This window comes from Bradyrhizobium sp. AC87j1 (assembly GCF_002936975.1).
In the GTDB taxonomy this organism is placed as follows: Bacteria; Pseudomonadota; Alphaproteobacteria; order Rhizobiales; family Xanthobacteraceae; genus Bradyrhizobium; species Bradyrhizobium shewense.
This window is the reverse complement of the sequence record NZ_PTFE01000091.1, coordinates 1-14,054: the sequence shown is the minus strand read 5'-3', so window position 1 is coordinate 14,054 and position 14,054 is coordinate 1. Positions and strand designations below refer to the sequence as shown.

The 14,054-nt window shown below is 62.6% G+C and carries 6 protein-coding genes and 7 pseudogenes; 3 read left to right on the top strand and 10 right to left on the bottom strand.

Translation table 11 applies throughout. The features are described from left to right. The first annotated feature begins 207 nt into the window (after positions 1-207). Positions 208-5,113, top strand: a pseudogene (locus CV770_RS32585) (shikimate kinase). A 59-nt stretch (positions 5,114-5,172) separates the two neighbouring features. On the opposite strand, the pseudogene CV770_RS32580 reads toward CV770_RS32585, so the two are convergent. The 5 genes and pseudogenes from CV770_RS32580 to CV770_RS32565 form a co-directional block, all read right to left on the bottom strand. Further along, positions 5,173-5,825: pseudogene (locus CV770_RS32580) on the bottom strand (IS5 family transposase); the annotation flags it as partial. Between the two features lie 207 nt (positions 5,826-6,032). Continuing rightward, complete coding sequence (locus tag CV770_RS41855; protein WP_146101395.1) at positions 6,033-6,332, bottom strand: hypothetical protein; 300 nt, start codon at positions 6,330-6,332, stop codon at positions 6,033-6,035. Between the two features lie 88 nt (positions 6,333-6,420). Then, positions 6,421-6,836: pseudogene (locus CV770_RS43550) on the bottom strand (shikimate kinase). After that, on the bottom strand, positions 6,782-7,663 hold the full coding sequence (locus CV770_RS44120) for a hypothetical protein (RefSeq protein ID WP_146101394.1): 882 nt from the start codon (positions 7,661-7,663) through the stop codon (positions 6,782-6,784). The pseudogene CV770_RS43550 and the gene CV770_RS44120 overlap by 55 nt, the downstream one beginning before the upstream one ends. A 317-nt stretch (positions 7,664-7,980) precedes the next feature. Further along, positions 7,981-9,006, bottom strand: a pseudogene (locus CV770_RS32565) (IS110 family RNA-guided transposase). Between the two features lie 174 nt (positions 9,007-9,180). Here CV770_RS32565 and CV770_RS42875 point away from each other — a divergent pair. Continuing rightward, positions 9,181-10,485 carry an integrase catalytic domain-containing protein gene (locus CV770_RS42875; RefSeq protein WP_146101393.1) on the top strand — a complete coding sequence of 435 codons (1,305 nt, stop codon included), beginning with the start codon at positions 9,181-9,183 and terminating at the stop codon, positions 10,483-10,485. A gap of 13 nt (positions 10,486-10,498) precedes the next feature. Then, on the top strand, positions 10,499-10,867 hold the full coding sequence (locus tag CV770_RS44335) for a hypothetical protein (protein WP_502693631.1): 369 nt from the start codon (positions 10,499-10,501) through the stop codon (positions 10,865-10,867). Here CV770_RS44335 and CV770_RS44115 read toward each other — a convergent pair. The 5 genes and pseudogenes from CV770_RS44115 to CV770_RS32550 form a co-directional block, all read right to left on the bottom strand. Further along, complete coding sequence (locus CV770_RS44115) at positions 10,753-11,553, bottom strand: condensation domain-containing protein (protein ID WP_349627986.1); 801 nt, start codon at positions 11,551-11,553, stop codon at positions 10,753-10,755. The two genes, CV770_RS44335 and CV770_RS44115, sit on opposite strands and share 115 nt — an antisense overlap. Beyond that, positions 11,540-12,067, bottom strand: a pseudogene (locus CV770_RS44110) (condensation domain-containing protein); the annotation flags it as partial. The pseudogene CV770_RS44110 and the gene CV770_RS44115, both read right to left, overlap by 14 nt. A 137-nt stretch (positions 12,068-12,204) precedes the next feature. Then, a pseudogene (locus CV770_RS44105) lies at positions 12,205-12,297 on the bottom strand (phosphopantetheine-binding protein); the annotation flags it as partial. Further along, positions 12,263-13,429, bottom strand: coding sequence for an amino acid adenylation domain-containing protein (locus tag CV770_RS44100; protein WP_349627987.1), 1,167 nt, complete (start codon positions 13,427-13,429; stop codon positions 12,263-12,265). The gene CV770_RS44100 and the pseudogene CV770_RS44105, both read right to left, overlap by 35 nt. A 390-nt stretch (positions 13,430-13,819) precedes the next feature. Next, positions 13,820-14,054, bottom strand: a pseudogene (locus tag CV770_RS32550) (integrase core domain-containing protein); the annotation flags it as partial.

The following is a 14,054-nucleotide window of genomic DNA, read 5'->3' as shown; positions in this document are numbered from 1 at the left end:
GGCCGTGAACCGACCACCCTGGTTCAGCAAGCCGCCTTATCACGTTCCGTCGAGCCCGTGCGTCATCAAGACGCCCAGGCCCTGAGATGCGTTTTGCTGGATCGCGGAGAGTTGGTCGGACAAGAAGCAACGCTTGCCATCGCCGGCGAGGTGGTTGCCCGCGACGGCAATCTCGACGGATTTTCGGATTCAGAGTTGGCCGATTTGGTGTACGGCTTCAGCAGATGGCCGGACCAGCAGAAGACGCGTGAAGCGACCGTTGCCATCGCCGGCGCAGTGGTTGCCCGCGCCGGCAATCTCAACAGATTCTCGGATCAAGAATTGGCCAATCTGGTGAACGGCTTCGGCAAGTGGCCGGAAGAAGAAAAAGCACGCGAGGCGATCGTTGCCATCGCCGGCGAGTTCGGTTCCAAGGGCCGTCGCTTCAGCACTTTCAGCATGCCTGCGCTAGCCAGGATCGCCAACGGTCTGTCGCGGGTTATTGAGGAGGGAGAGACCGCCGGCGAGGTCGCCGAACCCGCCTTGCTGAAGGACCGGCTGCATCAGCTGGCGCACTACCTCCAATATGCCGAGGATCGGCTGCAGCAGGCCGATGTCCGTGCCATCGCGAATATATTCAAGGCGTTGGGCACGGCGGAGTTGTCGGACGATCTCGGTGCGCTGGCAAAGCCGGGGTTGGACAGGCTCGAGGTGTTACGTGCCGCTCCCGGGTTTAAGCTCGACAACGACCTCGAGACGATGGGCAATCTTTGCGCCTCCCTGCTGCCACTGGCTCGCAGCCCGAAGCCGGTGTTGCGCTGGCACCGCAGGTCGGCGCTGGACCTGCTCAACGCCATCCAGCCGGTGGTGGAACACAAGATCGATGCCCATCTCAAGGCAGGCCAGGCCGAGCGCACCAGCGGCGCCAATGCAAGCCGCTGCACGGCGCTTTCGATCTATCAGGTGCTCAAGACCCGGGTGGTGCTGGAGGCGCTCTACCGGCGGCCCTATGTCGACGGCGACGAGCTCGCCTTGCGGGCCAGGCAGCAAGAGCTGCACGGCAAGACCAGGCAGATCCTGGATAGTGCCCGCGCCCTCATCTACGCCGACCTTTCCTACATGAGCTGGAACGTGATCGCCGAGATCGAGGCGAAGGAGCCGCTCGAAGCGCTCGACACCTTCATCGCGCAGAACGCATCGATGGTCCAGGCCCAGCATGCAGCCGCCAGCTTCGATGTCCATCGGGTCCTTCAGGCCATGGACCACGAGCCGAGACCGCCGCAAGGCGATGCCGGACTGATGCGGCTGCCGGTCGTCGACACGCAAGGCCGGCCGCTGGGCAGCGAAGCTGAGTTGCGCTATTCCATTTTCCACCGTTTGACCTCGGGCGCGGTGAAGGTGGTGGCGGTGCAGCTAAAGGGAACTCCGACTGCCGCCATGCTGGCACGCACGTTCCCCGTGGAGGGCGTGCCCTACCGCATGGACCTGTTCGGCGGCAGCAAGCTGAAGCCGCCGCATGAGAGCCTGAACAAGCTTGCCTCTCGCCTGCCCTCCGCGGCCGAAGAGGCTCCAAGCGGCAAGCTTTTGGCGATCCCCTATGCCGAGACGGCTCTGGGTACGGCCTTTGAGCAGCTGTCGCGGGCCTGGGCGCCGTTCAAGGAAGCCTATTACTATATCCAGCGCCGCGGATTTGCCGCGCCGCCCGGCGTCCCCGACGTTGGCCCGCATGATTATGCGCTGGAAGGGTGCTTCAAGCTGTCCCTTCTGCCCGACCGCCCCGCAGGCGCAGTGCATCCCTTCCGGTTAGAGGGGCGAGACGGCGAGATCGCCTTGCGGCCGCATGACGGCTGCGGCTTCATCAGGGCCTCACTGGCCGAGCGCATGCCGGCCATTGCCCGGGCTCGCCACGACGCTCCCGAGCCGATGCCTGCTTTTGCCGATAAAAGGCAATCGGCGGTACCGCCCACGGCGCTGCAACATTATCCGCGCAGCGTCGAGGTGGCACAGGAGACCCGCGAGAAGGCTCTGGCTTGGCTCGAAACCCATCAAAGCCTCACCCCCGAGGAGCTGTTCCGCACGGTCACGGGCGGGCATATCGAGGGTTGGAGTGCTATCGCCGTGCCGTCCAGCGACGAATGCCTGCATGTGCCGACGGACAAGAGCAAGACCTTGACCCGTGACGCTGGCGTGCTTGTCGGACGCTCCCCCTATGACAAGCCCAACCTGCGCCCGTTCGCCGCCGACCGGGTCAGCTTGGCGCGTGATGGCGATCGGACCGCGGCGTTCCTGGATCGGTGCGTGGCCTTCCAATACAGCTTCAACGTCGCGCACAGGTCGGGGGCTGGGCTTGCCGCCGACGATCCGACCTTCTTTGCCAAAGGCATCTTGATCGTTGTGCCCGATGAAATGTGGCCGGCGGACTTCGCCGAGCGCGGGGTGGTGATGTCTGCCGAGGACGTAAAGTCCCATTCGCGCTGGCTGGAGGAAAAGAACCGCGTCAAGACCGACACCGCGCTCGAGTGCGTCGGCATCCTGCAGGCGACGGAGGTGTTCGCGCCCGGCTCTTTGGTTGCGGTCCCGACCGCCGAACAAAAAAAGCTCGACGGCGATTTTGACGGCGACGCCGTCGTCATCATCGGCGACCGGCCTCGCCTTTACGAGCATGTGCGCCAGTCCGACGCGCAGCTGCAGGCGCGCGGCATCGTCTCGATGAAGCCGCCGAAGTCGCACACGCCGGCCATCGAAAAAGGCCGCTACCAGTTCAGCCGGTCCAAGCAGATCCTGTCGGCCACCGGGCTGGTGCTGGAGACCTACAGCTGCCTGCAGCGCAACATGCTGGCGCAGCCGCTGGAGGCGCAACGCTGGTTTGCCGAGCGTGCCATCTTCGGCACCTACGAGGGCATTCATCATGAGCTCAAGGCCGACATCCGCGCACTGTTGCAGGAAGATCGGCCGGACAGCCAGACCCTCCATGAGCTCATCGCCAGGGCGGAGGAGGACAGCAAGGCCGCCAGGCATCCGGTGGCCTGCGAACTGGCCGCCTTGCTAGTGGCCGAGCTCCAGGACTGGAACCTGCAGCTCAATAGCGAGCCGGCTCATGAGCAGTCGGACGTCAAGCAACAGTTAGCGCGATCCGTGGCCTCACCCGGCGCGAAGCCTGCAGTCAGCGCCGACGCCGGCGCGCTCTTCCCGAAACTCAGCGAATCCTATCCAGCAAGCGCTGACGCCAGGAAGCGCATCGACTTCCTGCTCAACCACTACCAGCCGCGCATCGATCCGCGGCCCGACGGCTACAACCCGGACGATCTGCATGAAAGCGCCATCAATCTGTTGAGCGTCGGCATCAAGGTCGGCACGGACGCCTACAAGTCCGATACCGGTGCGCGGACCTTCATGCAAAAAGCCCCCGAATTGCAGCGGCTCTTGGAGCGGAGGCCGGGCTTCAAGCCGGCGCCCTATGTTAAGGCGCAGGCGGCAATGCTCCACCAGGGCCGGTTCGACGTCCATGGCACCCTGGCGGATCTGAAGGACAACCCCACGCTGGCGGCCTCGGTCATGGAGGCCTCGATCAGACTCGCCGACGAAAAGCGCATCCTGCCCAGCGCCTCAGCAATCTCGGCCGACGACGACCCCGCCAGCAGGATAACGCTGAGCAGCGAACAGGCCCTGGAGCGCGCCAAGCTCGAAGCCGTCCCCGCCGAAGCGCAAAGCGCGATTACCGAAACTGTGCGTGCGGTTGCCAAACTTTTGCAGCAGGACGGCATCGAGGTGAAGGTGCCGCATCCTGACCAACGGTCGCGCGGGCAGGTCTGGATAGCCGACGAGTTGACCGGCCAGAGCGTGAGCGCGGCGCCGGAGGCCCAACTGATCACCAATGCCGTGCGCCATGTCTTCGAGATTCCGGACGAGGCTTTTACGCGCGCCTTCAGGAAGGCGGCACTGGCCTTCGAGGAGCGGGACTGCAGCGAGGTCGAGACCACCAACTGGTTCAAGATGGATACGCCGCGGTTACGCGGCGTTCACACGGCGTTCAGAACCGCGCAGAACTATCGCTTCGAGGTCGAGTTCCATACGCCGGCCAGTTACCGAGCCGAGCTCGCGCAGGGCGCGCAGAGCGAATGCGAGCCGGTCCCCGTTCCTCATGGTGCTTGGGACATATTGCACTGGGGCTCGTCAGGAGAAAGCAGGTCGAAGGCGGCAGGGACCTCCAAGCTGCGCAGCGTCGCAAGACAACAGATTGCGGTCGCTCGCTCGCCGCAAGCCGGCGAGATCCTCGCGGCCCTCGGTACGCGGCCGGTCGTGCTCGTCGGCATGCCGGCGAGCGGCAAGTCGACCATCGGCCCACAGCTTGCCAAGGAGTTGGGGGTGGCGTTTGTCGACATCGATCAGCGTATCGTCGCCGAGCACGGCAATATAATGGAGATATTCGCCGACCCTGGCCGCGGCGAGGCGCACTTCAGGGACCTGGAGACCAAAGAGCTCGCCAAGCAGCTGGAGAGAGGGCCCATCGTCATCGCAACCGGCGGCGGCTGCTTTAACAAGGAGTCCAATCAAGCCCTGATCCTTAATAAGGCGAGGTCGATCTGGCTCGACACCGAGCTGAAAGAGCTCCGCAGGCGCCTCAGGCGGGACACCAGCCGGCCGCTGCTGCAAGGCGTCGACATCGAGCAGAAGGTTGACCAGCTGTACGAAGAGCGCAGTCCGTTCTACCAAAAGGCCGATATCAGGTTGCCCCTCGTCGCGCCCATTCAAAAAGACAAGAAGAACGCCCGGATTTGCGTGCAGGAACTCTACGCTTTCCTGTGCAGCGACAGGGAATCCGCTCTGCCATCTGCCGAGATATCACATGTCTCCAGTGCTTCCGGCACCGCCATCAGCATGTCCCCAACAGCGCATGCGCGATGATCATCACAACGGCTACGATTGCGGGGCAGCGTCGTGGAAACCATCCAGGTACCGGCGGCACCATTGAGTGAAGGGGAACGGCCGCCGCCCCTCGACGCCCTCACCGCCGACCCGCAGCCTTTGCTGGCCACCAGTAACGCACGAGCGGATTTGAAGCGCGGCGCGATCTCGACATTGCCGCCTTCGAACGCGCACTGGCAGAGCTCTAGGTGGCGTGGACACTAAATAGCGCATCCATAGAACAATGGCAGCGAGAGTGACGACGGCCCGGTAATTCCGGGCCGTTTTTTCGAAGCGGGTTGCGACACGTCGGAACTGCTTGAGCTTTGAGAAGCAGCATTCGACGAGATGACGCTGGGCGTAGAGATGCTTGTCGAGTGGGTATTTGAGCGCGCGTGACGGGTTGTTGGGAATGACGGCGAGCGCGCCTTTGGCGGCGATGGCTTGGCGCAAGTGATCGGCGTCATAGGCGGCGTCGGCCATGACGACCTCGGCGGACAAGCCTTCGATCAATGCGGCGGCTTGCGGTGCATCGCCCTTCTGACCCGCGGTCAGCGTGAACCGGACCGGACATCCCAAGCCTCGAACGGCCAGATGTATCTTGGTGCTCAGGCCCCCGCGCGAGCGACCGATCGCCTGATCTTCAGACCCCCTTTTTTGGCGCCGGCAGCGTGCTGATGCGCCCGAACGATGGTGGAATCGACGATCAGATATTCGAAGTCCGGATCATCGGACATCGCCTCGAAGATCCGCCACCAAACACCCTTGATGCTCCATCGGCTGAAGCGCCGGAACACGCTATTCCAATCGCCGAAGACCTCCGGGAGATCGTGCCAGGGAGACCCCGTACGCACGATCCACAGCACTCCTTCAACGAACATTCGGTTGTCGCGCCCAATCGAGCCCTTTTGATCGGGGCGCCCTATGATCAACGGCGCCATCCGCTTCCACGCCGCGTCGCTCAATACCAAACGGTCCATCACACCCAAGGCGGCTTCCCCAAAAGCAGCCTTGAATCTGATTTGCTCCTAAAAGGGAATCCTTAGAGTCCACACCACCTAGACCGTCGTCATTCAATGACAGAAACAAAAGCTGGCTGTTTCGTTGCCATTCCGGTCGTGGACATCCCCATTGAGGTTTCCTGAAGGTCATTTCGCTGCCAGCAGATGACTTTGCGTGGGTCCAACCAGCCGCGTCTGCGCCGCAAGAAACTGATCATGCCTCTGCAACTGCTCGTGCAGCAGAGCGTAATCGGCTGCGATATCGTCACCTGGCAAATCCGTGGCCCCGTCCACGAAGCCGGCATCGGCCAGGGCTCCCGGGTACAAACCCAGATTTGAAATGTTTGACGTCACAAGTCGTGCGGTGTCGACGGGAAATCGAGCACAGATCCGGCACCGCGATGGATATCTGACCGGGGAGCCGTAGTCGATAGTGACGTGGGTCATGGCATCTGCTCCTGCGCAACCGAATCTCGCGCCCTCACGGCGCTTGAGGCAGGGGGCTCCTCCTTAAACGAGCCAGACTGCCCAGCGTCTAGCCCGCCACCGGCGCAGAGATAGCCGTGCAGCTCGCTAAGACAAGCATCCGCGCTCTTGAGTTCCCGCCGGTCCTGTGGGGCAATCGTGAGATTGGCGAGCTTATACACAGGTTGCGCCTGATCACGTCCTCGTTGGTATTAAGCCAGATCGAAACCGCCTTCTCGCCGACACGACGCCGGACTTCTTCGGACATGAAGGCTCCACCACCGGTTGCGAGCACCAGCGGCCCCCGGTTGAGCAGCCGGCTGATCTCATTCGCCTCGAGATCCCTGAATGCGCCTCGCCGTCCTCCGCGAAAATCTTGGTTATGGACTTGCCAGCCTTCGCCTCGATCTCTTTATCGGAGTCGACGAACGTCAGCCCCAGCTGCTTTGCGAGTGCAGGTCCCACAGTGGATTTCCCGGCCCCCATATGCCAACGAGCACGATCGGGCGGTTGTCGAGGGCGCCCACAATCTCTGTTGCGCGCGCCGACCGCGCTGCGCGTGTCGGCCGGGCCACGTTCGACGCACGAGCAGGGCTAGCGCCAACGCTGTTGCCGGCTTTGGCTTCCCAATGGGGGATCTCCGTGGCACCCTCTGGGACCACAACCTCGGTGCACGCCCGTCGCACGCGCTCCAGGAGTTGCTCGGCTATAGACTCATCCGGGGGCTCTTCGCTCCCTCGCTGTAGCCGTCTAAGCTTCTGCAGCTCCTTGTACGTCTCATGATTGTCGAGCTTGGCCTTGTAGCTGTCCGCCGTGTGAAACTCGAGCTCAAAACGGTAACCGCCAGGCGTGGCGAGCACTGTCTTGATGCCAGCGAAGGTCCGTGATCGCGTCCTGAACCAGTTAGTCGTGCTGACCTCGCTATACCCGCTCTCCTCGAACGCTAGAATGGCTTTCTTGAAGGCACGTGTAAAATCCCTGTCAGAGAATTCGAAGACGTGCCGCACAGCGTTGTTGAAAAGCTGGACGCCGGTCTCAGAGCTGGCCTGGATTCCGGTGAGCTCGTCTGTCATTGAGCTTGGCGATCTAAGACGCTTAGCCAAATGGGGCATCTTCACCTCGATGCCGGCCCCATTAAGGGCTTCGGCAACCGACATTGCCGTCCGGGTGATGTCCTTGTCTTCGGCTTGAGCGCGGGAAGCCTCCATTTGGGCACGCTGTGCCGCCTCCTCGCGAGTCAACGTGATTGTGGTTGTCAATCGGCCCTTTAATTGCGGGTTGTTGTCAACTCTCTTCTTGAAGCCATTCGGCAAAGTGGTAGCGCTCGGCCCGACGGAGCAGGTCGGGGTTGCGCAGACGGAGCGAGCGCGGCTGGTGGATCTATAGCCAGCTCGTAGTAGTGGGCCGATTAACTGTACCTGGTTTCAATGCGATCAGTTGCCCGTCGCTGGGGTCACGGTCCTTTCCGAGGTCGCAAGCGCCTCATGATGATGTCCGGATCGGGTGCCTCATCGTTTGCAACGGGGTGCGGACGAGCCGCCACCAGCCGATTGACCGAGATCACCACGACCACCGTCCCAGCGGGACATCGCCAGCCCGGCGGACCGGGCCAGGAACTTGCAAAATAAGGTCAGGCCGGCGCGTTGCCCCAGTCGAATGATGTGCCGTCGACCCAGATGCAGTGGAGGATGACAGCGATCTTGCGGGCGATAGCGACCTTTGCCTTTTTCATGCCGATCCGCTTCGCAAGTTTCATTCCCCAGGCTTTGAGGGAGGACCATTTCTTTGTTCGATAAAGCAGAACGGTCGCCGCCTCGTAAAGGTAGGTTCGGAGGAGCCTGTCGCCCCATCGGGATATCTTGCCATTGGTGTCAGTTTCACCAGATTGGTTGCGCCGAGGTGTGAGGCCGAGATAGGCGCCGACTGTTGAGGCCGATCGGAAGCGAGACGGGTCATCGATCGTATGGCGGAACGTCAAGGCGGTGACCACGCCGACACCAGGAACTGTCATCAGGCGACGCGTCGTCTCGTCCGACTTCGCCAATCGGCGGACCTCGTCGTCAAATTTGCTTTGCTACTGGCAGATGTGCTCATGAATCGACAGGAGCGGCGCGATCACGCTGAGGAGTTGATGATCTTCGCCCAATAGCTCGCCGACCTGGTTACGGAACTGTTGGCCAATGGCGCGAGGGAATAGCAACCCACATTCCTTGATCAGACTGCGGACCTGGTTCTCGATATCCCGGCGTATGGACACAAGGCGGAATCGCGCGACGAGGATAGCTCGAACCTTCTGGCTCTCCTCACTCTTGATTTTGACTTCTCGATACCAACCAACCCGCACCAGTTCGGCAAGGCCCCGAGCATCGTTCTGATCGCTTTTGTTCATGCGGACCGACAGTGCTGCGTGTGCATGCCTTGCATCGATGCAAACGGCGGGGAGTTCGACCCTACGAAGCTCATGCCAAAGCCAGCTCGCCATTGCGCCCGTCTCAAAGCCGATACGCTCCGCCAGTGGCGCATGTTTACGAAGTAACTTTGACAGATCTCCAGGATGAGACTTGGCCTTTCCTTCAAAAACTGCTTCACCAGTCTCATTGACTACGCAAACCGCAGTCTCTCTCTGCGAGACATCTAGCCCGACGTATTGCCGCATGACAGCTCCTCCGAATCGCTTGATTGCGAGAGATGGACGATAACGGAGCTCTCGTGCCCCGAGCGCTGACCGCAATTACGTCATCGTCTGCAAATTTGACCCCCGCATTGCCTCAACTGGACAACTTCTCGCCGATGACTGGGTCGGCGCCACCGAATCGGTTCGGTGGCCTCTATGGCGAGAAAGATCAGCATGGGCGCGCGGCGGGAGCTCGTGTCGGCCGTAACGGAGCGTTACCGGTCGGCCAAACGAGCGGAGAAGGGACGGATCCTCGACGAGCTGTGCGCGACGACGGGCTGGCATCGCAAGCATGTGGTGCGCGCGCTCCGGCGACGCGAGACGATTGGACCGGGCGAGGTCGAGGCAACAAGAAAGCGAAGACGTAGATATGGCGCGACGGTCAAGGACGCGATGACGGCGCTGTGGGAGGCGTCGGATCGGGTATGCGGCAAGCGGCTCAAGGTGATGATCCCGACCTTGCTGCCTGCTCTCGAGCAACATGGCCGATTGCAGCTTGGCCAGTCGGAACGTGATCGTGTTCTGGCCATCAGCGCCGCCACCATCGATCGTCTGCTCGTCGATGTGAAGATCGCAGCGAGCGGCGGCAGGCGGCGCCGTGCCGGATTCTATTCGGCAATCCGGCGCGAGGTCCCGATCCGCACGTTCAATGACTGGAACAGCCCGGTGCCCGGCTTCTGCGAGGTCGATATGGTCGCCCACGGCGGCACGTCGGTGGCTGGCTCGTTCATCCAAACCCTGACGATGGTCGATGTCGCCACCGGTTGGACGGAGTGTCTGCCGCTGCTGACGCGGGAAGGTTCGCTGGTCGTCGAGGCGATCAGCCGCGCACAGAGCCTGTTCCCGTGGCTGTTGCGCGGCGTGGACTTCGATAACGACAGCGCCTTCATGAACGATGTCGTCGTGCCATGGTGTCGCGAACAGAAGCTCGAAGTCGCACGCTCGCGCGCCTATAAGAAGAACGACCAGGCGTTTGTCGAGCAGAAGAATGGTGCCGTCGTCCGCCGCCTCATGGGCTATGGCCGCTTCGATGGCATCGAGACGGCGCGTATGATGGGCCGCCTCTATGCGGCGGCACGGCTCTACGTCAACTTCTCCCAACCGTCGTTCAAGCTGAAGGAGAAGCGTCGCGAAGGGGCTAAAGTGATCAAGCGCTATCATCTCCCATCGACGCCCTATGAGCGTGCATTGGCGCATCCCCAGGTGACCGCGACCGTGAAGAAACGGCTCCGCGATCAATATCGCTCGCTCGATCCGGTCGCGCTGTTGGCGGAGATTCGCGCAACCCAAGAGGAATTAGGCAATCGCGTCGATCGTCGTGCCGGAAAGGCGCTCGGCCTGCAACCCGCTCACACTCGCGCCCCGACAGCGAGCGCGGCGACGTTCGCGAAGACGCTCGGCAAGACGGTGACGGTCGGCGAGCCGCGTGACCACGCACCGGCGAACTCGTCGGCCCTATAAGACCAGAGTTCGCATGCCGTCCAAGCTCGACCCGCATCTTGCTGCGATCGAAGCCTGGCTCGGAGAGCAGCCGCAGCTGACGGCGCTCGCAATTGTCGGCCGGCTGAGCGAGAAATCCCCCGAGGAGTTCGGAAAGAGACAGCATTCGATTGTGCAACGTCTGCTGAGGGCGCTCAGACGGAGGGCTGCCGAACGGTTGGCCGCCCAAGACCCGCTCGGCGACGCCACGACCGCTGCCTCATTGCCCGGGGTTGTGGACGGCTCGGGCTATGTAGGGCCCGACCCGCCCACAGCCCCTCTCGTCGAGCAAGCCGGGAAAGCCATCTGGCGCGGCCAATCAATCGACATCGGATCGTCATCGGCAATGGCGCCATCAGGGTAACATTCGCAGATGCGGCAATACGGGGGGTCAATATTGCAGGCCGAATGACAGTTCAGCTCCAGATCAAACTTGACCTGATCGAACCCGTCCCCCACAGCCTCCACCAGCAGCCCGGGAAGGTCGAAGGGCGGGACGGCGTTGTTCTCCCAGGCCAGCATCACCTGGAACAGCGGGGTGAGACCAAGCGAGCGCGGCGGCTGCACGATCTCCACCACCTGCTCAAACGGCAGATCCTGATGCTCCTGCGCTCCCAAGGCCATGCGCCGCGTCCGCTCCAACAGCTCCGCCACGCTCGGCGCGCCCAACAGGTCGAGGCGAAGCGCCAGGGTGTTGACGAAGAAGCCGATCGACTCTTCGATCTCGCGGCGACCGCGATTGGCGCTCGGCACACCGATCACAAGGTCGTGCTGCCCCGACAGACGCGACAGCACCGCCGCCCAGGCCGCCAGCACCGTCATGAACAACGTCGTGCCATGCTGCCGGCTCAGCCGCTTCAGACCCCGCGTCAGATCCGCATCGATCACCACAGCCACAGTGGCGCCGGCAAATGACTGTTGCGGCGGCCGTGGCCGGTCCGTCGGCAAGGCAAGACGCGCCGGTGCTCCCTCCCGACAGGGTGTTGCGCCAATACTGCGCCTGGCTCTGCAGCCGTTCCCCCCAGAGCCACCGCCGCTGCCAAGCAGCATAGTCTGGATACTGGATCGCAAGCGGCGGCGGCGGATCGTCTTGCCCAGTCACGAACGCCCGGTACAGCTGACTGAGTTCACGCACCAAGACGCCCAGCGACCAGCCATCCGAAACAATATGATGCTGAGTCAACAGGAAGACGTGCTCCTCGTCCGACATTCGGATCAGCCGGCCACGGATCAGCGGCCCGCGCGCCAGATCAAAGGGCGTGCGCGCCTCCTCCTGGCATAGCTCTGACAGCGCGGCGTCCGCGTCTGCCCTGTTCAGCAGATCGTGCTCGCGCACCGACATGCCCAGATTAGGCGGCAGAACCTCGACCCAAGGCTCGCCCTGCGAGGCGACAAAGACACTGCGCAGCGCCTCATGACGCGCGAACAAACCGTCCAGGCTGCGCCGCCAAGCTCGGCGGTCGATCCTGCCGCACAGTCGCACGGCCAGCGGAATGTGGTAGTGCGTGCCGCCCGCATCCAGCTGCGCCAAAAACCACAGCCGCTGCTGCGCAAACGACAACACAAGGGCGCTGCACGAGACTCGGCCACAATCGCCGGCAGGACTTGTGGACCGGTCCGACCCAACACCGCGGCAATGCTCTCCGCCAGATCGGTCAGCACTGGTTTGCCAAACAGCATCGTCAGCGGCAGCGCTATCCCAACAGCCAGCGACAGCCGGCTCATTAGCCGCACCGCCAAGAGCGAGTGGCCGCCCAGTTCAAAGAAGTGATCGTGGCGCCCGACCCGCTCCACTCCGAGAAGCTCGGCCCAGATCTGCGCCAGCGGTCTCGATCTCGCCTTGCGGCGCCTCGTAGGCGCGGCGCGCATACGCATCGTCCTCCGGAGCCGGCAGCGCCTGGCGGTCGAGCTTGCCGTTCACCGTCAAGGGCAGCGACGCCAGCCGCACAAACGCCGCCGGCACCATGTAGTCCGGCAGGTGCGCACTTATGTGCGCGCGCAAAACGGCGGCAAGGTCGCTTCCATCTGTCTCTTCCGAGCCGGCCTCGGGCGCGCCCACCACATAGGCCACCAGCCGCTTCTCGCCGGCGCCATCCTGTTGCGCCACCACCACCGCCCCGCGCACCATCGGGTGCCCGACAAGCCGTGCCGCGATCTCGCCCGGCTCGATGCGGAAGCCGCGGATCTTCACCTGCTCGTCGTTGCGGCCCAAAAACTCAAGATTGCCGTCCGGCAGATAGCGCGCCAGATCGCCAGTCCGGTACAGCCGGTCGCCGTCCACAAAGGGACTGGCGATGAACCGCTCCGCCGTCAGCTCCGGCCGGTTCAGATAACCGCGCGCAACACCCGCCCCGCCAATGTAAAGCTCACCAGACGCCCCAAACGGAACAGGCGCACCATGACCGTCGAGAAGGTACACCCGCGTGTTCGCAATCGGACGGCCGATATGCGGCACAGCGTTGTCGCTGAAGAGCCGTCCCGAGGTCGCCACCACCGTCCCTTCGGTAGAGCCGTAGTTGTTTATGAGCTTGAGAGCCGCTGGTAGAGACGCAGGCACACGCTGGAGACGATCCCCGCCAACAAGCAAGTACTCCAATCTGGAATTGATGAGCTCATCTTCCAGCGCGAGTGTAGCCAGTGGCGTGATCAAAAAAGCAACGTCCAGCGATTGATCTCGCCACCATTGCAGCAGACGCAAGGAATCTCCTGCTGCCGCTCTGGGCGGCAGCTGCAATGTGCTGCGGTTACATAACGCAGACCATAGCTCCCACGTACTGGCATCGAATGCTAGTCCAGCCGTGAGTGCGCAGCAGGATTCTGGTTGCCGACAAAACGCTTGCACATGCCATGCTATGAGATTGACCAGGCCGCGGTTCTCGACCATGACGCCTTTTGGGGTGCCGGTTGAGCCTGAGGTGTAGATCACATAGGCGAGGTGGCGCAAACAGAGGCGATTCGCAGGCTGGTCGAGTTGGGGCTTAAGGCGAAGGTGAAATAGCTTGTGTAGCAACTACGACTGCTTGATATCGAGTCGACGGGATCTAACGCTGCCCGAAATAGAGCGGCGAAGTCAGGGACCAGAAGGCGACCTCACCAGTAGGGCGATTCTAGCGCAAAGGGGGCCTGAACTGGACCCGCGGAGCGGGACCGCTTGAACCGGTTTGTTAGTTGGAAACTGACCGCTCCTGATCCCTTTCTATCACGCTGCCAGAGACTCTGTCTGCTGCAGCTGCTGTGGGCATGTGGTCAACGCGTCAGCGTTGTCCACCATGTCCACAGCCTTCGCTGCCTGCATCCGTTCGCGCCAGACCGCCATCGGAGTGCGATAGCCGTGCGCCTGATGAAGGCGACGATCGTTGTAGAAGGCGATCCAGCTCGCGACCCCTGCCTTGGCCTCGCGGCCGTCGGTATAGTCCTTGAGATATATGTCCTCATGCTTGAGCGACCGCCACAGCCGCTCGATGAAGACGTTGTCCATCCAACGACCGCGGCCATCCATGGAGATCTTGATCTTTGCGGCCGCCAGCGCGCCGGTGAAGGCCACGCTGGTG